Origin of the sequence: Curtobacterium sp. PhB191 (assembly GCF_004346515.1) — a bacterium.
In the GTDB taxonomy this organism is placed as follows: Bacteria; Actinomycetota; Actinomycetes; order Actinomycetales; family Microbacteriaceae; genus Curtobacterium.
This window is the reverse complement of the sequence record NZ_SMBV01000002.1, coordinates 336616-360887: the sequence shown is the minus strand read 5'-3', so window position 1 is coordinate 360887 and position 24272 is coordinate 336616. Positions and strand designations below refer to the sequence as shown.

Below are 24272 nucleotides of genomic sequence, written 5' to 3'. Positions count from 1 at the left end.
GGCCAGGACGTGACGTTCGCTACAGGTTCAGGGTCCAGGCGCGGCGTTTGACGAGCACGTGCCCGCGCGACGTCGTCAGACGGCTCCACGGACCGGTCTCGAACAGGCGGACCGGGTCGTGCCCGAGGAAGCCGAGGCTCTCCCCCGCGAAGCCTGCACCAGCGGGCAGGTGCTCGATGCCCGGCACCGGACGGCCCCAGACCTCGGATCGCACCTTGCGGATGATCGCCTCACCCGCGTTGGTCGGGACGGCGTCGGCGACCTCGGCGATGCCGTCACGGGTGGCGCGGCGCAGCAGCTCCGGCGAGACGTCGGGCAGCGGCACCCATCCGCCACGGGGCGGGGAGATCGCCGCCCACGTCACGGTGTGGACCTCGTGCGGGAGCTCGACCTCGATCGGGGTGGCCCGCGTCGGGTCGGCGCCGTCGGCGTGCTCGGCGTCCTGTTCCTCGGCGAGGAGCCGGAGCCGCTCGAGCAGGGACTGCAGCGGCACCACGGCGTCGATCGTCGCGGGCTCGGTGAGCGAGAACGTGCGGAGGCCGAGCACCGTCGGCAGCTCGTCGAGGAGTCCGAGGGGGTACAGGATCGCCGTGTAGACCGCGAGGACACCGGAGTCGGCGATGAACCGGACCGAACCGTCCTCGATCCGAGCGGCACGTCCGAGGTACGTGCGGAGGTCCCCGAGGGAGGCGGCGTCGGGAAGCGTGAACGAGGTGCCCATGTCGAACCGATCCTACCGGCGCACCCTGTGTTCGTAGACTGCACCACGTGAACGGCGAACCCGACTTCCTGCGGACACTCCGACTCGAGGACACCGGTGCGAGCACGGGTGAGACGATCCTCACCGGCGCGAACCACTGGTCCCCCGGCGGGCGGGTGTTCGGCGGCCAGGTGCTCGCCCAGTGCATCGTCGCTGCGCAGGCCACCATCGAGGGGCGTGACATCCACTCGATGCACGGGTACTTCCTGCGCCCCGGCGACATCGACGTGCCGATCACCTTCGGCGTCGAACGCATCCACGACGGTCGGTCCTTCGCGACACGGCGCGTGCAGGCCTACCAGCGCGGAGTTCCGATCTTCTCGATGATCGCGTCGTTCCAGGTGCCGGACACGGGGGTCGAGCACCAGGACCCGTACCCGGTGGACACGCCGTCACCGGAGTCGTTGCCGTCCGCCGCGTCCATCCTGTCCACCATCGACCACCCCGTCGCCAAGGCCTGGGCCGAGCGCTCGATCGACCTGCGGCACGTCGAGGGACCGGTGTTCGTCGACGTGCAGGGCGAGCACGTGCCGCACCAGGCGGTCTGGTTCCGTGTGCAGGGCGACCTGCCGGACGACCCGGCGCTGCACCGTGCGGTCCTCGGGTACGCCAGCGACCTGTCGATCCTCGAACCGATCATGCGGCGGCACGGCGTCGCCTGGGGTACGCCCGGCGTGAAGAGCGCCAGCCTCGACCACGCGATGTGGTGGCACCGCGACGGTCGGGCCGACGAGTGGATCCTGTACACGCAGGAGTCCCCCAGCGCGCAGGGCGGCCGGGGGCTCGCGTTCGGCCGGATGTTCTCCCGCGACGGACGCCTGCTGGCGACCGTGGCGCAGGAGGGCATGATGCGGGTCCCTACGGGCGGCTGAACTCCACCGGGGCCTCGAGGTACTGCTCGCACGCCGCACGCTCGGCCGCGGTCAGCCGCCGAGGTCGGTTCGTGGCGGCGTCCACCATGACGAGCGCGGTCGTCGCCCGGGTGTAGAGCTCCGCCGGCTGCTGCCCGACCGGCGACCAGACCTCGTACGACACGTCGACGCTCGCCCCACCGAGCCGCCCGATCCACATCTGGATGTCGAGCGGCTGGCGCAGGTACGGGATCGACGCGAGGTACTCGAGGCGCTGTCCGGCGATCACCGTCATCGTGCCGGAGCCCGGCCGACCGTCGATGATCGGCTCGGGCAGGCTGCCGTCCGCCGTCAGCTCACCCGCGTCCGGACCCCAGAACCCCACGATGCGCGCCTCTTCGAGCAGGCGCAGCATCGCGGAGTTGTTGACGTGGCCGTAGGCGTCGATGTCGCTCCACCGCATGCGGATGGGAGCGTGCAGTCTCGCCACGCGGGTCAGTCGCGGGTGAGCTTGCGGTACGTCGCGCGCCCGGGCTTCGCGGCATCGGCACCGAGGCGCTCGATCTTGTTCTCCTCGTACGCCTCGAAGTTGCCCTCGAACCAGTACCAGTTCGGCGTGCCGTCCTCGTTGAGGCCTTCCCACGCCAGGATGTGGGTCGCGATGCGGTCGAGGAACCACCGGTCGTGAGTGATGACAACGGCGCAACCGGGGTACTCGAGCAGGGCGTTCTCGAGGCTGCCGAGGGTCTCGACGTCCAGGTCGTTCGTCGGCTCGTCGAGCAGCAGCAAGTTGCCGCCCTGCTTGAGCGTCAGCGCGAGGTTCAGGCGGTTGCGCTCGCCACCGGACAGGATGCCAGCACGCTTCTGCTGGTCCGGGCCCTTGAACCCGAACTGCGAGACGTAGGCGCGGGACGGGATCTCGGTCTTGCCGACCTGGATGTAGTCGAGCCCGTCGGACACGACCTCCCACAGGTTCTTGTTCGGGTCGATGCCGCCACGGCTCTGGTCGACGTACGAGATGTCGACGGTGTCGCCGATCTTCAGCGTGCCGCCGTCGAGGGGTTCGAGCCCGACGATCGTCTTGAACAGCGTCGTCTTGCCGACACCGTTCGGGCCGATGACGCCGACGATGCCGTTGCGGGGCAGCGTGAACGACAGGTCACCGATGATGACGCGCTCACCGAACTGCTTGTGCAGCTTCTCGGCGTCGATGACCTGCGAGCCCAGACGAGGACCCACGGGGATCACGATCTCCTCGAAGTCGAGCTTGCGGGTGCGCTCGGCCTCGGTGACCATCTCTTCGTACCGGGCGAGACGGGCCTTCGACTTCGCCTGACGACCCTTGGTGTTGCTGCGGACCCAGTCGAGCTCGGAGGACAGGCGCTTCGCGAGCTTCGCGTCCTTCTTGCCCTGCACCTCGAGGCGCGCACGCTTCTTCTCGAGGTACGTCGAGTAGTTGCCCTCGTACGGGTAGAGGCGACCACGGTCGACCTCGGCGATCCACTGGGCGACGTGGTCCAGGAAGTACCGGTCGTGGGTCACGGCGAGGACGGCACCGTGGTACTGCTGCAGGTGCTGCTCGAGCCACTGCACGCTCTCGGCGTCCAGGTGGTTGGTGGGCTCGTCGAGCAGGAGCAGGTCGGGCTTCTGGAGCAGGAGCTTGCAGAGCGCGACGCGACGCTTCTCACCGCCGGACAGGTGCGTGACGAGCTCGTCCCCCGGGGGGCACTGGAGCGCGGCCATGGCCTGCTCGAGCTGCGAGTCGAGGTCCCACGCGTCGGCGGCGTCGATCTCTTCCTGCAGCGTGCCCATCTCGGCGAGGAGCGCGTCGAAGTCGGCGTCGGGCTCGGCCATCAGCGCGGAGATCTCGTTGAAGCGGGCGAGCTTCGCGTGGATCTCGCCGACGCCTTCCTGGACGTTCTCGAGGACGGTCTTCGTCTCGTCGAGCTCCGGCTCCTGCATGAGGATGCCGACGGTGAAGCCCGGCGTGAGCTTCGCCTCACCGTTCGACGGCTGGTCGAGACCGGCCATGATCTTCAGGATCGTCGACTTGCCCGCACCGTTCGGTCCCACGACGCCGATCTTGGCGCCGGGGAGGAACGACATCGTGACGTCGTCGAGGATCAGCTTGTCGCCGACCGCCTTGCGGGCGCGGACCATCTGGTAGATGTACTCAGCCATATCGGCCCCAAGTGTAGTGACCCCGTCGGTGCGTCGCGCGCCCGGAACGGGATCGCCGCTTCGCGCAACCGGCGGGACGGGGGTCTGTCGGGATCCCTGGCGACGACGTAGGTTGTCCTCGCCAACCACCTCGGGGACCGTCGCTCACCACGACGCGGACCGATCCAGGATCACGGACGGGATGACAACCATGACCAGGCACGCCACACGACTGCGCCGACTCGCGCTCCCCTTCGTCGGAGCGATCGCGCTCACCGTCGCCCTCGTCGCACCGGCCGCGCCGGCATCGGCCGCCGGTGCCGTCCCGAAGGGGAACCCGTACCTGCTCTACACGGCGAGCATCAGCGCCAACGGGTCCGGCACGGGCTACTCGTCGTACATCAACGTCCACGACGCCCACAACAACGCCTACTCCTTCGGCATCCAGTCGGACAAGGGGTCCCCCGAGAGCAAGGGCAAGCCGCGCTACATCTGGGAGCGCGTGCAGAACGGCAAGTTCACCTACGGCTACCTCGGTCCGGCGACGAACAAGCTCACGCCGATCGGGATGCGCTGGTACAAGAACGACGTCGCGACGATGATCGTGAACCACAAGACGATCGGCACCCTCAAGCTCAACCTGGACGGCCGGCTGTTCTTCAACGCCGAGGCGAACGCCCGACTCAACGGCGACGTCGTGCACTCGACCGTGCAGAACACGCGCATCACCGTCGGCGACCGGAAGGGCCAGACCGGCCTGAACGGCACGTGGAACACGAGCTTCTCGTTCCGCGGGCTGAAGGCGACGCAGACGAACAAGCCGCGGATCCAGGGTGCGACCTTCAAGATCGACGGCCGGGTCGCCGGGTTGCCGCGCGGTGGGAACTGGGACACCGAGCAGGTGTCCGGCATCGCGATGATCGCGCAGAAGTGGTGACCGTCCGGCGCGTCTGACCCGGTTCACGCGGCGGCCCGGTTCACGCCGCAGCCCGGTTCACGCCGCGACCCGGTCGAGGGGCGCGTCGTGGTCCGGCGCGTCGGGGTCGAACGCGGCGCCGTCCTGTTCGAGCATGCGCTCTGACGGCCCGACCGGGTCCGCGTGGTCGAGCCGGTGGTCGCTCCCGGACTCGTCCTCGTCCTCGTCCTCGTCTTCGCGGTCGGGCACGCCCCCGTGGTCGGAATCGTGCTCGTGCGCCTGACCGTCGAGCGCAGGAGCGGCGCCCAGCCCGCCGCCGTGCACCTCGCCGGTCCGGGGATCGACGCCCCGCACCCCGCCGTGCCCCGACGTCGTGTCGTTCACCTGCCGCGGCACCCGGACCCAGTTGCTGATGCCCCACGCCAGGTCGTGCCCGATGCCGTCGGCGTCGATCTCGACCGACGTACCGCCCCGGCCGTCGCGCTCCCAGGTGCGGATCCGGACGCGGCCGGAGACGACGATGCGGTCGCCCTTCTTCAGGGACTTGAACACGTTCGACGCGAGGGAGCGGAACGCGGTGACGGTGTACCAGTTGGTCGCACCGTTGACCCAGGCCGCGCTGGCCCGGTCCCATCGACGTGACGGTGAGGCGAGCCGGAGGCTCGTGATGGCGATGCCGGTCTCGGTGACGAGGTGACGGGGTTCCGTGGCGACGATTCCGCAGACGGTGATGATGTCGTTCATGCGTCGATCGTCATCGAGCCCGGGGCTGTCGAAGCAGCCCCGGGCTCGATCTGTGGCGAGTGGACCCGATCAGGCGACCCGTGGAGGACGAGTCCCCCGGGCCTCCTGTCCGGCCCTGGACCGCTAGTGCGCTCGGAACTCGGGCCGCGCCGCGAGCGGGCCGAGCGCAGCGTGGACCGCGCCCTTCGCCGACTCGAGCGACGGGTAGAGCCCGCCGGCGCGCCCTCGTCCGTAGAGCTCGACCTGGAAGCCGTCCGCGGCACGGTGGATGCTGCCCACCGCACCCGCCGGACCGATCGCGACCCAGGTCCCGGTGTTGTTCGTCATCGTTCGACCACCTCCTCGTGGCCCCGACGCCCGAGGATCAGGACGCCAGGATGTACTGACTGTAGGCCTTGCGGACCTTGTTCACCTTCGGCAGCGCCACTGCGAGGCAGTAGCCCTGACCGGGGTTCTTCGCGAAGAAGTCCTGGTGGTACTCCTCCGCCGCGTAGAACGTCGTGAGCGGCTCGATCGTGGTGACGATCCCGCCGTCCCAGATGTCGGATGCGCGCTGGATCGCCTGCTCGAAGAGCGCGCGCTGCGCGTCGTCCGCCGGGAACATCGCCGAGCGGTACTGCGTGCCGACGTCAGCGCCCTGCCGGTTCAGCTGCCGCGGGTCGTGCAGCGTGAAGAAGACGTCGAGGATGACCTCGGCCGGGATCACCGTCTCGTCGAAGGTAACCGCGACGGCCTCGGCGTGACCGGTCGAGCCCGTGCACACCAACTCGTACGACGGGTTCTCCACCCGACCGCCGATGTAGCCGGACTCCACGTCCTGCACGCCCTGGAGCGTGCGGTACACGGCATCGAGACACCAGAAACACCCACCTGCGAGCACGAATGTGGTCATGGCCACAACCTACCTCCCCGACATCCGTGCGGGGTTGGACAGGGGACACCCCCTCCACAGCACGCACCGCTCGTCCCGCCGTCCACGATGCGTCGACAGAGCCCCGGCGTGTCGGTCGTGGCCCGTAGCGTCGAGACCACACCGACCAGGAGGCCACGATGCAGACCACGACCGAACCCGCACTGCGGATCCGCACCGTCCCGCTCTCCCGGTCGCGCGGCGACTACCGCATCCTCGACGTCCGCGATGACCTGAGCCGCGTGACCCGAGCCAACGGCGAGATCGTCGGCTACGTCGACCGCATCGACGTCGCCGGTGACACCGCCTACCGCGCCCGTCGCTACGTCGCCACCGAGCGTCGGTTCGTCGAGCTGCCGAACGTGTGGTCCGCCGACGACGCCGTGGACTGCCTTCGTTGGTCATGATGTTCCAGATTGGAATCATCTCGGGTCGGATGCGCGGAACGCCGTTCGTCCTCCCCGGGGCCTGACCGTTTCGTGAGTATGGTGCGCGCATGGACTGGTGGAACGACCTGACCGACTGGACTTCGTCCGACGACGGGTGGCGGGTGATCTCGGGTGCCGTGATCCCCTTCGTCGCCATCGTCGTCGCCGGCGTCATCGCGGCACTCATCGGACGGGGTGCGACCAAGCGGGTCGTCGCCCTGCAGGAGCGCGAGTCGAAGAACGCCGCCGTCGCGGCGATCATCTCCGCGGCGCGCAAGGCCGCTGCCTGGGGCTCGCTCGGGCACGACGAACGCGGCTACGCGGACCACCTGGCGGAGGACGCCGACATCCGGCTCCGGTTGCTCCCCGTGCAGGGTGCGCCCCTCGCCGCCAGCTGGGCGCAGCACGAGATCGCCGACATCAAGAAGAACTCGTCGACCTTCAGCTTCCAGGCTGACCAGTCGCTCGCCGAGTTCCGCGACCGCCTGCTCGAGTGGCAGGCCCGTCCGGGCCGCGCACGCAAGCTCTTCAAGGCCGACCTCGAGCGCTGGAAGTTCGAGTCCCCTGACCCGGACGCCGATCTGATCAAGCGCCAGCAGGACTGGAACGCCGACCAGAACGGCGCCGCCCGACCGCAGACCCCGACCCAGGCTGCTCCCGCCCCGGCGGCTCCCGTCGAGCGCCCGACGCCGACGACGACTTCCCTGCGTCCGGCACAGCGTCCGGGAACCACGCCCGCCTCCGCGCCGTCGGCCCCGGCCAACGCCGGGTCGGCGCCCGCCGGTGGCACTCCCACTGCCGCAGCTGCCGCCCCCGCTGCCGCCGCTCCCGCCGCAGGACCCGGGTTCTCGGTGAACCGCGGTGGGTCGGACGCCAACGCCACCCGCTCGTACGGCGAGAACACCACCCGCGTCTACGGCGACGACGCCGCACCGCCCGTGCGCCCGGCACTCGGAACCCCCACGTCACCCGCACGCTCGACCCCGAGCCGCGGCACCGACGACACCGAGGTGGTGGACGACGACGCCGTCACCAAGGCCTTCGGCGACACCGACCGGGTGACCTCCGACCGGGTGACCCCGGCCCGCGGCACCGACCGTCCCGCACCGTCCACCGTCGCGACACCTGCGCCGACCTCGGCCGACGCCCACGTCAACCGGACGCCCGCCAACGACGTCCCGACGAACCCGGGGACACCGACCACCCCGGGTGCACCGACGACCCCGGCGTCCGCTCCGGCTCCGAAGGTCGAGACGCCGGGCACGACGAACACGACGTCGATCCCGACCCGCATCACCCAGGCCCCGGCAGAGCCCACCGACGCGAGCGAGACGTCCGAGGCGCCGTACACGCAGCCGATCAGCGCCTCCGAACTCCGTCGCCGCGCCGCGGACGACGACGAGTAACGGGCACGGACACCCAGCACCCAGCACCCCCACGAACGAGCAACGGGCCGCCATCCGATCGGATGGCGGCCCGTTCGCGTCGTGCCCCCGGCAGGAATCGAACCCGCGGCACGGTGGGTAGAAACCACCTGCTCTATCCACTGAGCTACGGAGGCGAGCGACGTCGATTCTAACCGGGACCCGCCGCTCGAGCGGTTCCGGAACGGTTCGGCCGTCGTCTGCCCACAGTTCGCCTCCGGGACACCCGTGCTTCGTACCGTGCGGGGGATGCACTCCTCTGCCACCGTCCTCGCCGTCGTCCCCGCACGCGCCGGCTCGAAGGGCATCCCGGGCAAGAACCTCCGGACGGTCGGAGGTCGATCGCTCGTCCGTCGGGCAGTGGAGTCGGCACGCAGCGCAGCACTGATCGACGCCGTGGTCGTCACGACCGACGGTGACGCCATCGCCGCCGAGGCCCGCGCCGCCGGTGCCGACGTGGTCCGACGGCCGGCCGACCTCGCGGGCGACCAGGCGTCATCGGAGTCCGCGCTGCTCCACGTGCTCGACGAACTCGAGGCCGCCGGCGATGCGCTGCCCGAGGTCCTGGTGTTCCTGCAGGCGACCTCGCCGTTCATCGACCCGGACGACCTCGACACGGCGATCCGGCGCGTCGCAGAGGGGCACGCCGACGTCGTGTTCGCCGCAGCGCCGTCGCACGCGTTCCTGTGGCGCATCGTCGACGACGGTTCCGCCGTCGCCGTGAACCACGACGCGGCCACCCGTCCGCGTCGCCAGGACCGCGCGGCCGAGTACCGCGAGACCGGCGCCTCGTACGTCATGCGGACCGACGGCTTCCGGCAGCACCGGCACCGCTTCCACGGCCGCGTCGAGCTCATCGCCGTCGACCCCGCCGGCGCGATCGACATCGACGACGAGACCGACCTGATCGCGGCCGACGCCACGGCCGAAATCGCAGCCGACGCCACAGCCGACGCCGTCGCTCCCCAGATCCCGGACCACGACCCATCCCCGACGCGGGCAGCCCCCGCACTGAACGGAGCACCATGACCGTCACCATCGGCACGTCCACGATCGGCGCGGGCCACCCCGCGTACCTCATCGGCGAGATCGGCCTCAACCACAACGGTGACGTCGACATCGCCAAGCAGCTCATCGACGTCGCCGCCGACGCCGGACTGCAGGCCGTCAAGTTCCAGAAGCGCACCCCGGCCATCTCCACGCCCGAGCACATGAAGAACACGCCCCGCAGCACCCCGTGGGGCGAGATGACCTACCTGGAGTACCGCTACCGCGTCGAGTTCGACCGCGACCAGTACATCGAGATCGGCGACCACGCGACGCTGCGCGGCCTGGACTGGTTCGCCTCGCCCTGGGACGAGCCGTCGGTGGACTTCCTCGAGGACCTCAACGTCGTCGCGTACAAGATCGCCTCGGCGTCGGTGACCGACCTCGGGATGCTCGCCGCCGTCGCCGCGACCGGCAAGCCCGTCATCCTGTCGACGGGCATGTCGACGCTCGAGCAGATCGACGCCGCCGTCGACGCCCTCGGAACCGACCGCCTCGTGCTCATGCACGCCACGTCGACGTACCCGCTCCCCGCCGAGGAGGCCAACCTGCGCATGATCGACACCCTCGCGCACCGGTACTCGGGCGTGCCCGTCGGGTACTCCGGCCACGAGCCGGGCCTGCAGATCTCGATCGCCGCCGTCGCCCTCGGCGCCACCGCGGTCGAACGGCACATCACGCTCGACCGCACGATGTGGGGCTCGGACCACGCGGCCTCGCTCGAGCCGCACGGCCTGAAGACCCTGGCGCGGGACATCCGGATCATCGAGACCGCGCTCGGTGACGGGGTGAAGCGGATCTTCCCCGGCGAGCGGGCGCCGCTCGCCAAGCTGCGCCGCGTCGGCGCGTGAGCGGCCCGGTCGACGAGACCGGCGCCCTGGACGTGCCGGCTGACGGGGGTGCGTCGACCGTCGGACGGGAGGCGCGCCTCCCGTCCGGCCCGTCACCCCGCGGCCGACGTGTGGTCGCCCTGGTCGACACCGACTCGTTCGCCAAGTGGGGCGCCCACCTGCTCGCGGCGGCACCGGCCGGCTGGGACCTCGACCTGCGGACCGTCGCGACGCCGCGTTCGGCCAGCGCGAAGCAGCTGCGCTCGGCGTTCCGCGGGCTCGACGCACGACTCGCGCACCTGCGGACGGCTCCGCCGTCGCCGAAGGACGTCGATGCCGTCGTCGAGGAGCTCCGCGTCGATCCGCCCGACGCCGTCCTCGTGTCCCTGATCGGCCCGGTCGCCGAACTCGTCATCGACGAGGTGCACCGCCGGATCCCGGACCGGCCGGTGCTGGTGTCCGGCCTGCCGGGCATCTCGTTCCCGGCGAAGTGGAAGGGCATCTTCTTCCGTGCGCGGGCCGACCTGTTCGTGCTGCACAGCCACCGCGAGGTGCGGGCGTACGAGGAGATGGCGATCGAGGGCGGTGTCGAGCCGCACTTCGCGCTCGCCACCCTGCCCTTCGTCCGGAGCGCGAGCGCCAGCGCCAGCACGGGCGCGACTGCGAGCGCCAGCACGGGCGCGCCCGCCAGCGCCAGCACCGGCGCGCCCGATGAGCCCGTCCGCGACGCCGTCGTCTTCGCTGCCCAGCCGAGCGTCCCGCTGGAGCGCGTCGACCGGGCCCTCGTCGTGGAGTGGCTCGTCGCGACCGCACGGCAGCACCCGGAGTGGCGCGTCGTGATCAAGACCCGCGCGGCCGCCGGCGAACACCAGACGCACCGCGAGGAACACCCCTACCCCGACCTCGTGCCGGCCGACGCACCGGCGAACCTGGTGGTCGAGAGCGGGCCGATGGCCGAACACCTCGACCGTGCGGTGGCCCTCGTGACGATCAGCTCGACGGCGGTACTCGAAGCGGCCGCACGTGGTGTGCCGGCGCTGACGCTGACGGACTTCGGCATCGGCCGCCACCTCATCAACGAGGTGTTCGTGTCGAGCGGCCTCGAGGGCGACTCGGTCGACCTGGTGGACGGCCGGTTCGGCACGGTCCGACCGAGCTGGATGCAGGACAACTACTTCCACCCGGCCTCGGACGACGACTGGCAGCGCCGGCTCACCGAGCTCATGGCGCGGCGGGACGCCGGGACGCTCGTCGACCGGGAACCCGCACGCCGCAGCCGAGGCGGGGTGCTGCGCCGGGCCTGGGAGCGGAAGAACGCCCTGGGCGGAGCGGATCGCTCAGCGCTGGGCTGGCTCGCGCTCCTGATCGGGGCGCCGATCCGGACGACGAAGCGGCTGGCGCGGAAGGCCAGGGCGCTGGTCGACCCGCCGGAGCCGGTCGTGGTCGCGGCGCCGACGTCGCAGCGCGTGGCGGGCGGCGCGGGCGGCGAGCGCGTGGCGGCCGCCGGCAGCGCGGCGGGCGCAGCCGGGTCAGAGGGCCTTGGCGATCGCCAGCAGGAGCTGGTCGCGGGTAGGGACCCCGGGTGAACGGAAGACCTCGGCCCCGTCCTCCCGCCGCACGATGATCGTGGGCGTGGAACGGATGCCGAGGTCCTCTGCGTCATCGGGGTACGACGCCACGTCGCGTTCGGTCATGGCGAGCCCGGGGACGAGCGCCGACGCCTCGGCCGACACCCGGCGGGCGGCGGCGCACGGCGCACAGAAGGCGGACGTCCAGAGGTCGAGCTGCATGTGACCGTGCAACGCGGCGGCGCGGGGTTCTACTCCCGGTCGAACTCGCCGCTGCGGTCGCCACGGTCGGCGAGGTCGTCCACCGGGTCGGACTCCCCCGGCTCGTAGGTGAACTCGACCGAGGTCTGGTCGAGGACCTGACGGGACTTGGTGGCGCGGTAGGTGAAGGCCGTCTGCAGGCCCTCGACGTCGGCGAACACCGTGACCTCGTCGTCCAGCGCGTCGCTCGTCGCGGTGCGGGTGTCGGTCGTGCCGTCGAAGGGTCCGCCGTGGAAGATCGCGGTGTACTCGTCGCCTTCGTGGATGGTGATGTCGCTCATGCGTCCCTTCTACCAGGCGGTGCCTGTTGCGGCCTGGTGCGGCCTGTTGCGCAATGCATAGCATCGCTATATAGTTCAGCTATGGAAACAACGCGTGCGCAGACGATCGAGACGCTCCTCGTCTCCGTCAACCGCCTGATCCGCAGCGCCGCGCAGTCGACGGGTAACACCACGTCGGCCGCGGTCTGGCGCACGCTCGGCATCCTCGAGTCCGACGAGCCGCTCCGGCTCGGTGAACTCGCTGCGGCCTCGCGCGTGGCGCAGCCCACGATGACCCGGCTCGTCACGGGCATGCTCGCCGACGGCCTGGTCACGCGGAGCGTCGACCCCGACGACTCCCGTGGCCAGCTCATCGAGATCACCGACGCGGGCCGCGCCCGGCTCACCGCCTGGCGCGCCACGCTCACCGACACGGCCGGCCCGTTGTTCGCCGACCTCACCGACGACGACTGGGACGTGCTGCACCACGCGTCCGTCCTGATCGCCCAGCGCACGACCACCAGAACGGAGACCACCGCGTGAACGCCCACGCACCTGCCGGCCAGTCCGGCTCCATCCTCAAGCAGTCCTCAGCGGTCTGGGCGATCGCCTTCGCCTGCGTCGTCGCCTTCATGGGCATCGGCCTCGTCGACCCGATCCTCCCCGCGATCGCTGGATCGCTCAAGGCGACCCCGGCGCAGACCGAGCTGCTCTTCACGAGCTACCTGGCCGTCACCGGCGTCGCGATGTTCTTCACGAGCTGGGTCTCGAGCCGCATCGGCGCGAAGCGCACCCTGCTCATCGGTCTGGCGCTCATCGTCGTGTTCTCGGTCCTCGCCGCGACGTCGAACAGCGTGTGGAGCATCATCGACTTCCGTGCCGGATGGGGCCTCGGCAACGCGCTCTTCATCTCCACCGCCCTGGCGACCATCGTCGGTGCAGCGTCGGGCGGGACCGCCTCGGCGATCATCCTGTACGAGGCAGCGCTCGGCCTCGGCATCGCCGTCGGCCCACTCGTCGGCGGCCTGCTCGGGTCGGTGAGCTGGCGCGGCCCGTTCTTCGGTGTCACCACGCTGATGGCCGTCGCGTTCATCGCGATCGTGGCGCTCCTCAAGACCGGCAGCCTCGAGAAGCCCACGCCCACGAAGCTCTCGGCGCCGTTCCGCGCCCTCGGCCGTCCCGCACTCGCCGCACTCGCCGCGACCGCGCTCTTCTACAACATCGGCTTCTTCGTCCTGCTCGCCTACACGCCGTTCCCGCTCGGCTTCGGTGCGCTCGGGATCGGCTTCACGTTCTTCGGCTGGGGGCTCGGTCTCGCGATCACCTCCGTCTGGGTCGCCCCGATGCTCACCGCCCGTCTCCGCAGGACGACGGTGCTGAAGATCGCGCTGCCCCTGCTGGCACTCGACCTCTTCGCCGCGGCCGTCGTCGTGGACTCGCAGGTCGGCCTCATCATCTGCGTCATCATCGGTGGACTCGTGCTCGGTGTGCTGAACACGGTGCTCACGGAGTGCGTCATGGAGGCCACGGACCTGCCCCGCTCGGTCGCCTCGAGCGCGTACTCGGCCGTCCGCTTCATCGGCGGCGCCATCGCCCCGCCCGTCGCGACCCTGCTCGCCGACGCGTACGCCCCCTCGGCCGCGTACGTCTTCGCCGGAGCGTCCGTCGCCGTCGCGTTCGTCGTCATCCTCTGCACCACGAAGGTCCTGCGCCGCGTGGACGACGGTGCCGAGCCGGAGCGCGTCGAGGCCGAGGCCATCGGCGCGGGCGAGATGTCCTAGCCGCACACCTTCCCGCCCCGCCCCCCTCCTGCGCGAGCGGGCGAAACACCCGGGTGCCTCCAGACGCGGCCCGGGCATTTCGCCCGCTCGCGCTGTGCGCACTGGGCGCGACCACGTCCGCTTGCCGTCGTCCGCCCAGCTGTCCGCGAGCGGGCGAAACACCCGGGTGTCTCCGGACGCGTCCCGGGTATTTCGCCCGCTCGCGCTCTGCGCACTGGGCGCGACCAGCCTGGAGGCGCGGCGCCAGTCCGACGGACCGCCACCGGGCCTCCAGGCAGTCACCACCCGGCGTGCGCCCGCCTCCGCCTCCGCCTCCGCCTCCGCGAGCGGGCGAAATGCCCGGGTGCCTCCCGCCGTGGCCGTGGCATTCCGCCCGCTCGCGGAAGCGCGGAGTGGCCGGAGCGCAGCCCCCTCCCGAGCGTCTCGCCGAGCGGGCGAAATACCCCGCCACCCCGCCGCGCAACCCCGGCATTTCGCCCGCTCGCGGTGCGCGCGCTGGACGCGACCAGCCGGGAGGCCCGACACGCGCCCGGCGGACCGGCACCGGGCCTCCAGGCCGTCATCACCACCGCCTCACGCACCTCCGGCACCGCCGCGCCCGCGAGCGGGCGAAACACCAGGGTGCCTCGCGACGCGACACGGGTATTTCGCCCGCTCGCGGGTTCGGGGACGCGACCGCGCACCAGCGCGCACCAGCCGCGGACGCGGCCGCGCACCGGCCGCGCACCACCTGCGCACGGGGCGCGCGCGGGCCGGGAATAGGATCGTGCACATGGCAACCGCGAATGACCGCCTCGTCTGGATCGACTGCGAGATGACCGGCCTCGACCTCGAGGTCGACGAACTCGTCGAGGTGGCCGTGGTCATCACCGACTTCGACCTCGAGCCCGTGCACCCCGGATTCGACATCGTGATCAAGCCGGACCAGTCCGCGCTCGACAACATGAACGAGTTCGTGACGAACATGCACGTCACGTCGGGACTCATCGAGGAGATCCCGAACGGCGTCAGCCTGGCGGACGCCGAGTACCAGGTGCTCGAGTACATCCTCGAGCACGTCCCGGCCGAGGGCACCGCTCCCCTGGCCGGCAACACCATCGGCACCGACCGCGCGTTCCTGTCCAAGTACATGCCCCGCGTCGACGGCCACCTGCACTACCGCAGCGTCGACGTGTCGAGCATCAAGGAGCTCTGCCGCCGCTGGTTCCCGCGCGTGTACTTCAACTCGCCGGAGAAGCACGGCGGGCACCGGGCCCTCGCGGACATCCTCGAGTCGATCCGCGAGCTCGAGTACTACCGCCGCGCGGGCTTCGTCGCCGAGCCGGGGCCGACCACCGACGAGGTGCGTGCCGTCCAGGCCGAGGTCGTCGAGAAGTGGGAACCGCGCCTGACCCAGCCTGCGGCCGAGTGACGACACGGGTGGTCGGCACCGCCCGCAGCATGTACTACTATTGAGTGGTCGCGCCGGTCCGCCGGTGTGTGCATGGTGGATATAGCTCAGTTGGTAGAGCGCCTGGTTGTGGTCTAGGAGGTCGCGGGTTCGAGACCCGTTATTCACCCCAGTCGAGGGAGAGTCCTGTTGCGTGTGACGCAACCGGGGCTCTCCCTCAGTGTTTGTCTGGACGCCTCCGGCGCCGTGCGGCTTCGCCGCGAGCGGTCAGGGCGGTGTGGGACGATCCCTGCGTGATGGAGATGTCCGCCGACGACTTCGAGCAGCTCGTGACCGACGAACTCGACCTGCTCCCCGACGAGATGGTCGACGGGCTCGACAACGTGGTGTTCGTCGTCGAGGACGAACCGGAGAACGGCGAAGAGCTCTTCGGTGTGTACGACGGCATCGCGGCGACCGAGCGCGGGCAGTACGGCTTCGGTGAGCTACCCGATCGGATCGTCGTCTTCCGCAAGCAGCACCTGGCCGAGTGCGACACCGTCGAGGAGCTCAAGGACGAGGTGCACACCACCCTCGTGCACGAGATCGGGCACTTCTACGGCATCGACGACGAGCGCCTGCACGAGCTCGGCTGGGCGTAGGCGCCCGACCGGCACCCGGCACCCGGCACCCGGCACCCGAGTTTCGGGCTCAGCGACACTCCTCGGGCGCACGAGCGCGAGAACTGTCGCTCCCCGCGAAAGGTCGCGACGTGCCCGCGCCGCGCGCGCGCCGCGCCCGCAGCCGCAGCAGCCCCCGCCCCCTCAGAACCGCGTCGGCCCCACCTCGTGGTACTTCTCCCACGCGTCCACCGGCCCCCGCCCGTGCAGCGCGTACTCCCCCACGAGCCGCTCCTTGTAGACCGCCGGGTTGTGCGACGCCACGACGCGGGCGTTCCGCCAGTGCCGGTCCAGCGCGCGCGTCCGGTCGGCAGCAGACGCCCCACCGACCTCGAACAGCTCGGAGCACGACCGGAGTACCCGCGGCCCGATCTCGACCTGCGCCTGGTACACGGCGTTCTCGGCGGCGTCGAGCAGTACGCGGTCGACCCCGACCCCGGGCTCGTTCGTCGCGACGACCTGGTCGAGCAGCCCCGCGGCAGCGACGACGAGCGAACGGGCGGTGAACGCCCCGGCGGACAACCGACCGAGGACCGCCAGCACCTGCGGATCCTCCCCTGGCGTCGCCGCGTTCGCGTGGATGTACGTCCGGGTCCGCGGCCGCACGAAGGCGACCGCATCGTCGGACACCGCCTGTCCGATCCCGGCCAACACGGCCAACAGGTACAGCTGGAAGAAGGCCTGGATGTGCGACAGCGGCGCGTCCTTGTACGCCGACACCACGGCGGGGTCGACGGGCACCCCCTCGAACACGGTGGTGCCGGATGCGGTCAGCCGCTGGCCGAACCCGTCCCAGTCGTCGACGCTCGTCACGCCCGGCGCGTCGACCGGCACGGCGAACGTCACGCGGTCGCCCGAGCGGTCCGCGGCCAGGTAGATCCAGTCGGCGTAGAGCGTGCCGGTCGAGTAGAACTTCGTCCCGTCCAGACGAAAGGACTCGCCAGCAGTCGTCACCGTCGTCGAGATGTCGGCCAGTGTCGTGCCGGTCCGCTCCGAGGTCGCGTTCCCCACGATCGCCCCGTCGACGATCCGCTGGAGCCACTCGTCCCGTCCGGCTGACGAGGGCCGGAGCAGCACGAGTTCGGTGTACCCGAAGTGCCCACGCCACAGGTGCGCGATGTTCGAGTCCGCCGCCGCCAGGTCCGCCACCAGGTGCACGAGTTCGACCAGGGTCACGCCGAAGCCGCCGCGGTCCTCGGGCACGCGTAGCCGGCCGAACCCGGCGTCGGCGAGTGCGCGGACCTCGGCGTGCGGCATCGGCCGGTCGCCGGGGGTGCCGGACGCGAGCTCACGCTCGACCGCGCCCTCGCGGATGGTCGCGAACACGGGTGCGAAGCGTTCGCGCAGGGTCGCCAGACGATCGGCCGGGAAGCCCGTCACCCGTCCGTCGGTCGTCGTCGCGTCCGTCATGCGGTCACCTCCACGGCACTTGCCGCGTCCGCAGGCGCCGTCACGGTCGCGCTCGCGCCGCCCGTGAACGCGCCGCGCCACTGCCGGGCGGGGTGCGAGTCCGGCAGCTGCGGGTGCCCGAAGAGCTTCTCGCGCAGGGTGCCCTCGCGGTACTCGGACTGCATCAGCCCACGCTCCTGCAGGGTGGGCGCGATGTGGTCGACGAACTCCTCGTACGAACCGGGCAAGGTCCAGTTGATGACGTTCACCCCGTCGACGCCGACGCGCTGCCAGTCCGCGAGTTCGTCGGCGATCTGGTCGGGCGTGCCGACGACCCGGGCACGGAGCTTGGCGGACAGGCGGGCGAGGTCGGCGATCGTGGGTTCGCGGTCGCCGGCGGCCTCGCGGAGCCACTGCAGGTGCGACTGCCCGGCGTGGGTGCGGACCTCGGACAGCGGGGTGTCCGGGTCGAGGGCCTCGCCGGTGTCCGGGTCGAAGCCGAGGTTCGAGTGCACCAGGAAGCCGTCGGCGGCCAGGTACTCGTCGATCTCCGCTTCCTTCGCCTTCGCCTCGGCCTCGGTGGACCCGGTGACGAAGGTCAGCCCGAGGAAGAACGCGATGTCCTCCCGCCGACGCCCCGCGGCCTGGGCGAGGTCGCGGGTCTCGCGGATGAGCTGCTCGGTGGCGTCGCGGTTCGAGGTCAGGATGAACTGGGCCTCGGCGTTCCGCGCGGCGAAGGCCCGACCGGCGGGCGAGGAGCCGGCCTGGAACAGCACGGGCGTCCGCTGCGGGCTCGGTGCGCTCAGGTGCGGCCCCTGCACGTCGTAGCGCTTCCCGTGGTGGTCGATGCGGTGCACCTTGTCGGGGTCGGCGTAGCCACGCACCGGGTCCTTCAGGACGGCGCCGTCCTCCCACGAGCCCTCCCAGAGCTTCGCGCAGACCTCGAGGTACTCCTCGGCCCAGACGTACCGCTCGTCGTGCTCCTCGAGCCGGTCGGCGCCGAAGTTCCGGGCGGCGCTGTCGAGGGCGCTCGTGACGACGTTCCAGCCGATCCGGCCCCGGGTGATGTGGTCGAGGGTGGAGACCTTGCGGGCGAAGTCGAACGGGTGGGACTGGATGACGCTCGACGTGAACGCCAGGCCGAGGTGCTCGGTCGACACGGCGAGCGCGGAGAGCAGCACCGAGGGGTCGTTCGAGGGGATCTGCAGCCCCTCGCGCAGGTTGGTCGAGTAGTCGCCGCGCCCCGGCCCGTAGGTCCCGACGACGTCGGCGAAGAACATCGCGTCGAACTTGCCGCGCTCGAGGGTCCTCGCCAGGTCGGTCCAGAGCGTGACGTCGTCGAAGTCGGCCTGGCGGGCGTCCGGGTGCCGCCAGAGGCCGTGCTGGATGTGCGACGTCGTGTTCATGACGAAGGCCGCGAAGCGCAGCGGTCGGTTCGATGCATCGCTCATGCACCCCATCGTGGTCGGCGGGCACCGCCCGACGACAGCGACGTGACCTTCCGTTACGCGCGGTGTTCCCCCCGGCCCTGGAGGCGACCATGCTCCTGAGGCATGCCGACCCCGAGCACCGTCACCGCGCCTCCCGGCCGTCCCGCCGCACCGTCGACCACCGCGACCCGTCGTCGGGTCGCCCTCGCCTCGTTCGTCGGCACGACGGTCGAGTACTACGACTTCTACCTGTACGCGACGGCGTCCGCCCTGGTGTTCGCGCCCACGTTCTTCCCGTCGGTGACGCCGGCGGTCGGCGTGATCGCGTCGTTCGCGACCTACGGGGTCGGCTTCGTCGCGCGGCCGCTCGGCGGGGTGATCGCCGGGCACCTGGGTGACCGCATCGGACGGAAGAAGCTGCTCGTCGCCTCCCTGGTGCTGATGGGCATCGCGTCGACCCTGACCGGGGTCGTGCCGTCGGCGGCGACCATCGGGGTCGGTGCGGTCGTCGCGCTGGTGTTCCTGCGGCTGCTGCAGGGCGTCGCCGCCGGCGCGGAGTGGGGCGGGTCCGCGCTGCTGTCCGTCGAGCACGCACCCGAACGGCACCGCGGGCTGTTCGGGGCGTTCACGCAGATGGGGTCGGCGGGTGGGATGCTGCTCGCGACCGGCGTGTTCACCCTGGTGCGGTCCCTGCTCGGCAACGAGGTGTTCCTGGCCTGGGGCTGGCGGCTGCCGTTCCTGTTCTCCGCGGTGATCGTGGCCGTCGGCCTGGTGATGCGGCTCGGCGTGCAGGACGCTCCGGTGTTCCAGGAGCTGCGGGCCTCCGGCGGGGTCGAACGGTTCCCGGTCTGGCAGGCGATCCGACACCACCCGCGCGCGATCCTGGTGACCGCCGGACTGCGCCTGGTGCAACCCGCGCTCTACTCGATCCTGACGACGTACTCGCTGACCTACCTCGCAGCCGCACGGGGGCCGTCGGGCTCGGACGCCGGGCTGCAGGCGGTGCTCGTCATCTCGGCGGTGTCGCTCGTGTCGACGCCGTTCTGGGGGTGGCTGTCCGACCGGGTGGGACGCCGCGTGCTCACGATCTGGTCGGCCGTCGGCATCGCCGTGCTCATCTGGCCGTTCTTCGCGTTCCTCGACGCCGGGCCGCTCGTGCTGCTGCCGCTCGTGGCCCTGATCGGGATGTGCGTCTTCCACGACAGCATCTACGGGCCGCAGGCAGCCTGGTTCGCGGAGCAGTTCCCGACCGGTCGGCGGTACTCGGGGATGTCGCTCGGGTACCAGATCGGGTCGATCTTCTCCGTCGGGCTGACGCCGCTGCTCGCTGCGGTGTTCGTGGAGCTCGGTGGGGGCTCGCCGTGGATCCTGTGCGGGTACCTCGGGGTGTACGCGGTGCTGACCATCGTGGCGGCGGTGTTCGCGGTGGACCCGGTCGCGCGGGCGCGGGGCGGCGCTGCTGCGCGGGGCCGCGTGCGGGGCCGAGTCTCGCGGTGAGCGACAGTTCTCGCGCTCGGGCGTCCGTGAACTGTCGCGCAGCCCGAGGCTCGGCGCGGCCTGCCCGAGACTCGGCGCGGCCAGCCCGAGACTCGGCGCGGCCAGCCCGAGACTCGGCGCGGCCAGCCCGAGACTCGCGGCGACCCGCTACGTCCGCAGCACCACGTCGGCCAGGGACGCCGGGTCCTCGGCGGCGATGAAGTCCTGCTCCTGCGCCGCCCACCGGTCCCACTCGCGCGCGAAGGTGTCGCCGTCGCGGCCGATCGCCCGGTCCCAGCGGACTGCGTCGTCGGCCTCGAGCCACACTGCCAACGAAGCCAGCGGCGCCGACGCCCGGGACACCGCCCCGCAGCCCTCGATCACGATCGGCAGGTCGGGGTCGACCGCGGTCCACTCCGCCGGGCCGTCGGCCACCCAGTCCCAACGGCGGTACCCGCCGGGAGGCCCGAGCACGTCGCGGGCCACGGCGTCGGCCGCCGCGCGGAGTCCGTCCCACCCCGGGTAGACGTCGTCGAGGTGCACGACCTGCGCCCCCAGCAGCTGCGCGAGCTGGTCGCCGAGGGTCGTCTTGCCGGTGCCGGAGCGGCCGTCGACGAGGACCACGAGGCGCCCGCCCGATGCCGCCGCAACACCGGCAGCGGCTGCGGCGACGCCTGCGGCGAGGCCTCCGCCGTCTGCCGGGTCCACCGGGTCCACCGGGTCCACCGGGCCCGCCGACTCACGCACGCCAGGTCCCCGCTGCCACGGCGACCGCGATCGACGCGACACCGATCCCGACGAGCACCGCCACCATCGCCCACTCCGGCCACGCGAACCGGGCGACCCGCGCCCACGTGCGTCGCCCGGGAGCCCCGAACCCGCGCGACTCCATCGCCACCGCCAACGTCGTCGCCCGTCGCAGCGCCAGGACCAGCAGCGCGAACGCCATCGACGCCCCGCGCCGCAGCCGTCCGGTGTCGGCAACACCCCGCGCACGCCGCGCCATCGCGAGCTGCCGCCAGTCGTCCACCAGCAGCGTCATCATCCGGATGGCCGCGAGGGCCCCGAGCACGAACCGCGCCGGCAACCGCAGCACCTGCGCGAGCCCGTCGGCCAGGTCGGTCGGGTCGACGCGGATGAACAACGCGACCGCGGGCAGCCCCACCGCGAGCACGCGGAGCGCCGTCGCCAACGCGAGCGTGAGCGACCCGTCGGTGACGTGGGCGAAGCCGAAGTCGAACCACTCCCGTCCGGAGGGCCGCCCGTACAGCGCGATGCTCACCGCCGTGAGCGGCACGGCCACCAGGATCGGTGACACCCGCAGCAGCAGGGTCCGCACCGGCAGCCGCAGGAGGGGCAGCAGCGCGAGCTCGACCGCGAGGGCGACGGCTGCGGACACGACGTCCAGGCTCAGCACGAGGCACACGCCGAGCGCGAGGACGCCGACGAGCGAGGCCACCGGTTGGACGGCGGCTCGGTCGGCTCGGTCGGTTCGGCCTGGAGGCGCGGCTCGGCCCGTCGACGTCGGCCCCGTCTCCGGGGTGGTCGCCGTCACACCCCCTTGGTCGCGGTCCACGCGCCGGGCGCCGTCCGCCGCGAGCACGACCTCGTCGGCGTCGAGCGCCCGGATCAGGTCGCGGTCGTGCGTGACGGCGACGACGGTGGTGCCGTCGTCGGCGAGTGCTCCGAGGTGCCGGACGACGGCGTCCCACGTGGACCGGTCTTGCCCGGAGGTCGGTTCGTCGAGCACGATGACCGGCGGCCGCGCGGCGACGACCGCGGCGATGGCGAGCCGTCGCTGCTCGCCGCCGGAGAGCGTGAACGGGTTGGCGTCGGCGAGGTGGGCGAGGCCGAACTCGCCGAGGAGCACGTCCGCCCGACCCGCAGCGTCCGGAGCGCCGATCGCGCGGGGGCCGGCCTCGACCTCCTCGCGGACGGAGCCGGCGACGAACTGGTGCTCGGGGTCCTGGAAGACGGTGCCGATGCGGGCGGCGAGTCCGCGGCTCGACCACGTGTGCGGTGCCGGCGGGAGGCCAGCGGCGAGGTCCGTCGTGGCTGCGAGCTCCCCCGCGACCGGAGGCAGGAGCCCCGCGAGCGTGAGGCCGAGCGTCGACTTGCCGATCCCGTTCGGCCCCGTGATCGCCAGGACCTGTCCGGCTCGGAGTTCGAGGTCGATCCCGCTGCCCACCCGCTGTCGCTTGCCCCGGGCAGTCCCGAGGTCCCGCGCTTCGAGCAGCGCGCCCGCTCCCTCGCCCGCCCCCTCGCCGAGCGGGTGAAATGCCTCGGTCCCCTCGGCAGCCGACCCGGGCATTTCGCCCGTTCGCGCAGCCGCAGCCGCAGCCGCAGCAGGCCGCCCGCGGGCCGCGCCACGCTCCGGCTCGGCGCCGGGCACCCACACCCCGGCCGCGGTGAGCGCGGCGCCGTGGCGGGCGAGCACCTCGGCAGGCGCGCCGTCCGCGACGACCCCGCCGCCGGGCTCGAGCAGCACGAGGCGGTCGACCAGGTCGAGCCAGGTGCCGATCCGGTGCTCCACCACGAGCAGGGTCGCCCCCGTCTCGTCGAGCAGTGCGCGGACGGCGTCGTGCACCTGGGCCACGCCGGCCGGGTCGAGGTTCGCGCAGGGTTCGTCGAGCACGAGGGCTCCCGGACGCATCGCGAGCACCCCGGCGAGCGCCAGTCGTTGCCGCTGGCCGCCGGAGAGCATCGCGGTCGAACGGTCGAGGGGCAGGTCGAGCCCGACGACCGCGAGCGCCGACCGCACCCGTGTCCAGGTCTCGTCGCGCGGGACGCCGAGGTTCTCGCACCCGAAGGCCACGTCGTCGCCGATCCGCGACATCACGGTGTGCGCCTCGGGGTCCTGCATGACGAGGCCGACACGCCCGCGGACCGCGCGGGGGTCGGCACCGTCGACCAGGACCGAACCCTGCACGGAAGCAGCGGTGTCGTCGGTAGGGTCGGGTTCGTCGGGCAGCACGGCGGCCACTGCCCGGAGCAGCGTCGACTTGCCGGAGCCGGACGGCCCGACGATCGCGACCCGCTCCCCCGGCTCGACGGTCAGGTCCACGCCACGGACGGCCCACTCGGCACGTTCGGGGTAACGCCATCCCCAGTCGCGGAACGCGATGCGCGCGGCGCGCACGCCGACGACGTCCGGGGACGTCGACGACGGAGCGGACACCGTCACACCAGTTCGCGCGGCCGACGCCGGCTGTGCTCCCGGCCGGCCGCGAACGACGAGAGCACGCCGGTGCGTGCGAGCGCCCGGACGACCAGCCATGAGCCGGCGCCCGCGATGACGGCACCCGACACGATCGCGCACACGACGTAGACGACCTTGAACGCGGCGTCGAGACCCGGGTACCACAGCACGGTGTCGTTGATGCCGAGCGCGAGACCGGCTGCGGCCCCCGCCAGGACGACGACCGGCAGCCGGTACACGCGGTACAGGAAGAGTGCGAGGACGATCTCGGCGCCGAGTCCCTGGACCAGTCCGGCCTCGAGCGTCAGCCACCCCCACTGCGTGCCGAACAGTGCCTCGACGGACGCGGCGACCATCTCGCCGTAGAGCGCGGCGCCGGGCTTGCGGACGACGATCGCGACGAGCGGCCCGGCGAGCAACCAGACTCCGCCGAACAGGGCCTTCGTGCCCGGGAGGACGAGGTCCATGACGGCGCTGATGGGTTCGTAGCCGAATTCCCACAGCCGGAAGACGACGCCGAGTGCCACCGCGAGCACGCTCGCGACGACGATGTCGACGACCCGCCAGCGCAGCGATCGCCGCGGGGCGGTGTGGACGGTTGATGACGTGCCAGAAGACATGGTGCTGGACTCCTCCCTGCGCCGGCATGATCCGGATCAGGTTCGACGGTCGGAGCGCCACTCGCTCCCTCTCAGCCCGGCGGTCCCGGACTCCCGTGTGTGTCCCAGCAGTCTAGACGTGGTCGCGACCACGTGACGGGTCGCGACCACACATCGGACGGGAGGCCCG

25 protein-coding genes, 2 tRNA genes and 1 riboswitch are annotated in these 24272 nt (G+C 71.7%); of the genes, 13 read left to right on the top strand and 14 right to left on the bottom strand.

Annotation, left to right across the window (positions count from 1 at the left end):
- Window positions 1-19 precede the first annotated feature (19 nt).
- A complete protein-coding gene (locus EDF48_RS04890; protein ID WP_131878469.1) occupies window positions 20-721 on the bottom strand; it encodes a hypothetical protein in 702 nt (233 codons plus the stop codon).
- Between the two features lie 47 nt (window positions 722-768).
- On the opposite strand from EDF48_RS04890, the gene EDF48_RS04885 reads away from it, so the two are divergent.
- Window positions 769-1632, top strand: coding sequence for an acyl-CoA thioesterase II (locus EDF48_RS04885; RefSeq protein ID WP_123294002.1), 864 nt, complete (start codon window positions 769-771; stop codon window positions 1630-1632).
- Here EDF48_RS04885 and EDF48_RS04880 read toward each other — a convergent pair.
- Together EDF48_RS04880 and ettA are read right to left on the bottom strand one after the other, a co-directional pair.
- On the bottom strand, window positions 1619-2074 hold the full coding sequence (locus EDF48_RS04880) for a thioesterase family protein (protein ID WP_131878467.1): 456 nt from the start codon (window positions 2072-2074) through the stop codon (window positions 1619-1621). The two genes, EDF48_RS04885 and EDF48_RS04880, sit on opposite strands and share 14 nt — an antisense overlap.
- Window positions 2075-2106: 32 nt before the next feature.
- Entirely contained in the window at window positions 2107-3792 is a 1686-nt protein-coding gene (ettA, locus tag EDF48_RS04875) for an energy-dependent translational throttle protein EttA (RefSeq protein WP_111086790.1), read from the bottom strand.
- A 190-nt stretch (window positions 3793-3982) separates the two neighbouring features.
- On the opposite strand from ettA, the gene EDF48_RS04870 reads away from it, so the two are divergent.
- Entirely contained in the window at window positions 3983-4708 is a 726-nt protein-coding gene (locus tag EDF48_RS04870; RefSeq protein WP_123938884.1) for a hypothetical protein, read from the top strand.
- Between the two features lie 57 nt (window positions 4709-4765).
- Here EDF48_RS04870 and EDF48_RS04865 read toward each other — a convergent pair whose 3' ends face one another.
- From EDF48_RS04865 to msrA, 3 genes are all read right to left on the bottom strand, one after another.
- The gene (locus EDF48_RS04865) at window positions 4766-5431 is read right to left on the bottom strand and encodes a single-stranded DNA-binding protein (protein ID WP_131878465.1); all 666 of its coding nucleotides are present in this window, start codon (window positions 5429-5431) and stop codon (window positions 4766-4768) included.
- A 123-nt stretch (window positions 5432-5554) separates the two neighbouring features.
- Window positions 5555-5758, bottom strand: coding sequence for a methyltransferase (locus EDF48_RS04860; protein ID WP_123294006.1), 204 nt, complete (start codon window positions 5756-5758; stop codon window positions 5555-5557).
- A 37-nt stretch (window positions 5759-5795) separates the two neighbouring features.
- Complete coding sequence (msrA, locus tag EDF48_RS04855) at window positions 5796-6323, bottom strand: peptide-methionine (S)-S-oxide reductase MsrA (protein WP_123294007.1); 528 nt, start codon at window positions 6321-6323, stop codon at window positions 5796-5798.
- 158 nt (window positions 6324-6481) lie between these two features.
- Between msrA and EDF48_RS04850 the strand changes: the two genes are divergently transcribed.
- Together EDF48_RS04850 and EDF48_RS04845 are read left to right on the top strand one after the other, a co-directional pair.
- The gene (locus EDF48_RS04850; protein WP_111086795.1) at window positions 6482-6748 is read left to right on the top strand and encodes a hypothetical protein; all 267 of its coding nucleotides are present in this window, start codon (window positions 6482-6484) and stop codon (window positions 6746-6748) included.
- Window positions 6749-6837: 89 nt separating this feature from the next.
- The gene (locus EDF48_RS04845; RefSeq protein WP_131878463.1) at window positions 6838-8175 is read left to right on the top strand and encodes a hypothetical protein; all 1338 of its coding nucleotides are present in this window, start codon (window positions 6838-6840) and stop codon (window positions 8173-8175) included.
- 82 nt (window positions 8176-8257) lie between these two features.
- On the opposite strand, the gene EDF48_RS04840 is transcribed toward EDF48_RS04845, so the two are convergent.
- Window positions 8258-8330, bottom strand: a tRNA-Arg gene (locus EDF48_RS04840).
- A gap of 112 nt (window positions 8331-8442) precedes the next feature.
- Between EDF48_RS04840 and EDF48_RS04835 the strand changes: the two genes are divergently transcribed.
- Genes EDF48_RS04835 through EDF48_RS04825 form a run of 3 tightly spaced genes read left to right on the top strand, consistent with a single transcriptional unit; the run spans window position 8443 to window position 11656 of the window.
- Window positions 8443-9222: an acylneuraminate cytidylyltransferase family protein gene (locus EDF48_RS04835; RefSeq protein WP_131878461.1), complete on the top strand. Its 780-nt coding sequence runs from the start codon at window positions 8443-8445 to the stop codon at window positions 9220-9222.
- Complete coding sequence (locus EDF48_RS04830) at window positions 9219-10091, top strand: N-acetylneuraminate synthase family protein (protein WP_123294011.1); 873 nt, start codon at window positions 9219-9221, stop codon at window positions 10089-10091. The genes EDF48_RS04835 and EDF48_RS04830 overlap by 4 nt, the downstream gene beginning before the upstream one ends.
- Window positions 10088-11656: a DUF6716 putative glycosyltransferase gene (locus EDF48_RS04825; protein WP_131878459.1), complete on the top strand. Its 1569-nt coding sequence runs from the start codon at window positions 10088-10090 to the stop codon at window positions 11654-11656. The genes EDF48_RS04830 and EDF48_RS04825 overlap by 4 nt, the downstream gene beginning before the upstream one ends.
- Here EDF48_RS04825 and EDF48_RS04820 read toward each other — a convergent pair.
- Window positions 11600-11860: a thioredoxin family protein gene (locus EDF48_RS04820; RefSeq protein WP_131878457.1), complete on the bottom strand. Its 261-nt coding sequence runs from the start codon at window positions 11858-11860 to the stop codon at window positions 11600-11602. The two genes, EDF48_RS04825 and EDF48_RS04820, sit on opposite strands and share 57 nt — an antisense overlap.
- 29 nt (window positions 11861-11889) lie before the next feature.
- Window positions 11890-12180 carry an oligoribonuclease gene (locus EDF48_RS04815; protein WP_111086801.1) on the bottom strand — a complete coding sequence of 97 codons (291 nt, stop codon included), beginning with the start codon at window positions 12178-12180 and terminating at the stop codon, window positions 11890-11892.
- 81 nt (window positions 12181-12261) lie between these two features.
- Here EDF48_RS04815 and EDF48_RS04810 point away from each other — a divergent pair, with 81 nt between their 5' ends.
- From EDF48_RS04810 to EDF48_RS04790, 5 genes are all read left to right on the top strand, one after another.
- Window positions 12262-12702 carry a MarR family transcriptional regulator gene (locus EDF48_RS04810; protein WP_131878455.1) on the top strand — a complete coding sequence of 147 codons (441 nt, stop codon included), beginning with the start codon at window positions 12262-12264 and terminating at the stop codon, window positions 12700-12702.
- Window positions 12699-13940: an MFS transporter gene (locus tag EDF48_RS04805; protein ID WP_131878453.1), complete on the top strand. Its 1242-nt coding sequence runs from the start codon at window positions 12699-12701 to the stop codon at window positions 13938-13940. Before EDF48_RS04810 ends, EDF48_RS04805 begins: the two co-directional genes overlap by 4 nt.
- Before the next feature lie 772 nt (window positions 13941-14712).
- A complete protein-coding gene (orn, locus tag EDF48_RS04800; RefSeq protein WP_123938892.1) occupies window positions 14713-15351 on the top strand; it encodes an oligoribonuclease in 639 nt (212 codons plus the stop codon).
- A gap of 75 nt (window positions 15352-15426) precedes the next feature.
- Window positions 15427-15502: transfer RNA gene (locus EDF48_RS04795), tRNA-His, on the top strand.
- 124 nt (window positions 15503-15626) lie between these two features.
- Window positions 15627-15971 (top strand): metallopeptidase family protein, encoded by a 345-nt coding sequence (locus EDF48_RS04790; RefSeq protein WP_123341128.1) that lies wholly within the window; start codon window positions 15627-15629, stop codon window positions 15969-15971.
- A gap of 162 nt (window positions 15972-16133) precedes the next feature.
- On the opposite strand, the gene EDF48_RS04785 is transcribed toward EDF48_RS04790, so the two are convergent.
- Entirely contained in the window at window positions 16134-17399 is a 1266-nt protein-coding gene (locus tag EDF48_RS04785; protein ID WP_131878451.1) for an acyl-CoA dehydrogenase family protein, read from the bottom strand.
- Window positions 17396-18829 (bottom strand): LLM class flavin-dependent oxidoreductase, encoded by a 1434-nt coding sequence (locus tag EDF48_RS04780; protein WP_131878449.1) that lies wholly within the window; start codon window positions 18827-18829, stop codon window positions 17396-17398. Before EDF48_RS04780 ends, EDF48_RS04785 begins: the two co-directional genes overlap by 4 nt.
- A 102-nt stretch (window positions 18830-18931) precedes the next feature.
- Here EDF48_RS04780 and EDF48_RS04775 point away from each other — a divergent pair, with 102 nt between their 5' ends.
- Entirely contained in the window at window positions 18932-20305 is a 1374-nt protein-coding gene (locus EDF48_RS04775; protein ID WP_131878447.1) for an MFS transporter, read from the top strand.
- A 147-nt stretch (window positions 20306-20452) separates the two neighbouring features.
- Here the strand turns inward: EDF48_RS04775 and EDF48_RS04770 are convergent, their stop codons facing one another.
- From EDF48_RS04770 to EDF48_RS04760, 3 genes are all read right to left on the bottom strand, one after another.
- Window positions 20453-21031 (bottom strand): ATP-binding protein, encoded by a 579-nt coding sequence (locus tag EDF48_RS04770; protein WP_243698036.1) that lies wholly within the window; start codon window positions 21029-21031, stop codon window positions 20453-20455.
- Window positions 21024-23462 carry an ATP-binding cassette domain-containing protein gene (locus EDF48_RS04765; RefSeq protein WP_243698035.1) on the bottom strand — a complete coding sequence of 813 codons (2439 nt, stop codon included), beginning with the start codon at window positions 23460-23462 and terminating at the stop codon, window positions 21024-21026. Before EDF48_RS04765 ends, EDF48_RS04770 begins: the two co-directional genes overlap by 8 nt.
- Window positions 23463-23464: 2 nt before the next feature.
- Window positions 23465-24103, bottom strand: a complete 639-nt coding sequence (locus EDF48_RS04760) for an ECF transporter S component (RefSeq protein WP_123294023.1) — start codon at window positions 24101-24103, stop codon at window positions 23465-23467.
- A riboswitch (TPP riboswitch) is annotated at window positions 24099-24210 on the bottom strand. (Overlaps the previous gene by 5 nt.)
- Window positions 24211-24272: the final 62 nt, after the last annotated feature.

Excerpts from the sequence above, each read along its gene's own strand:
- EDF48_RS04890 (WP_131878469.1), bottom strand. The coding sequence starts at position 721 with ATGGGCACCTCGTTCACGCTTCCCGACGCCGCCTCCCTCGGGGACCTC.
- EDF48_RS04880 (WP_131878467.1), bottom strand. The coding sequence starts at position 2,074 with ATGCGGTGGAGCGACATCGACGCCTACGGCCACGTCAACAACTCCGCG.
- ettA (WP_111086790.1), bottom strand. The coding sequence starts at position 3,792 with ATGGCTGAGTACATCTACCAGATGGTCCGCGCCCGCAAGGCGGTCGGC.
- EDF48_RS04870 (WP_123938884.1), top strand. The coding sequence starts at position 3,983 with ATGACCAGGCACGCCACACGACTGCGCCGACTCGCGCTCCCCTTCGTC.
- EDF48_RS04865 (WP_131878465.1), bottom strand. The coding sequence starts at position 5,431 with ATGAACGACATCATCACCGTCTGCGGAATCGTCGCCACGGAACCCCGT.
- EDF48_RS04860 (WP_123294006.1), bottom strand. The coding sequence starts at position 5,758 with ATGACGAACAACACCGGGACCTGGGTCGCGATCGGTCCGGCGGGTGCG.
- msrA (WP_123294007.1), bottom strand. The coding sequence starts at position 6,323 with ATGACCACATTCGTGCTCGCAGGTGGGTGTTTCTGGTGTCTCGATGCC.
- EDF48_RS04850 (WP_111086795.1), top strand. The coding sequence starts at position 6,482 with ATGCAGACCACGACCGAACCCGCACTGCGGATCCGCACCGTCCCGCTC.
- EDF48_RS04845 (WP_131878463.1), top strand. The coding sequence starts at position 6,838 with ATGGACTGGTGGAACGACCTGACCGACTGGACTTCGTCCGACGACGGG.
- EDF48_RS04835 (WP_131878461.1), top strand. The coding sequence starts at position 8,443 with ATGCACTCCTCTGCCACCGTCCTCGCCGTCGTCCCCGCACGCGCCGGC.
- EDF48_RS04830 (WP_123294011.1), top strand. The coding sequence starts at position 9,219 with ATGACCGTCACCATCGGCACGTCCACGATCGGCGCGGGCCACCCCGCG.
- EDF48_RS04820 (WP_131878457.1), bottom strand. The coding sequence starts at position 11,860 with ATGCAGCTCGACCTCTGGACGTCCGCCTTCTGTGCGCCGTGCGCCGCC.
- EDF48_RS04815 (WP_111086801.1), bottom strand. The coding sequence starts at position 12,180 with ATGAGCGACATCACCATCCACGAAGGCGACGAGTACACCGCGATCTTC.
- EDF48_RS04810 (WP_131878455.1), top strand. The coding sequence starts at position 12,262 with ATGGAAACAACGCGTGCGCAGACGATCGAGACGCTCCTCGTCTCCGTC.
- orn (WP_123938892.1), top strand. The coding sequence starts at position 14,713 with ATGGCAACCGCGAATGACCGCCTCGTCTGGATCGACTGCGAGATGACC.
- EDF48_RS04790 (WP_123341128.1), top strand. The coding sequence starts at position 15,627 with ATGGAGATGTCCGCCGACGACTTCGAGCAGCTCGTGACCGACGAACTC.
- EDF48_RS04785 (WP_131878451.1), bottom strand. The coding sequence starts at position 17,399 with ATGACGGACGCGACGACGACCGACGGACGGGTGACGGGCTTCCCGGCC.
- EDF48_RS04780 (WP_131878449.1), bottom strand. The coding sequence starts at position 18,829 with ATGAGCGATGCATCGAACCGACCGCTGCGCTTCGCGGCCTTCGTCATG.
- EDF48_RS04775 (WP_131878447.1), top strand. The coding sequence starts at position 18,932 with ATGCCGACCCCGAGCACCGTCACCGCGCCTCCCGGCCGTCCCGCCGCA.
- EDF48_RS04760 (WP_123294023.1), bottom strand. The coding sequence starts at position 24,103 with ATGTCTTCTGGCACGTCATCAACCGTCCACACCGCCCCGCGGCGATCG.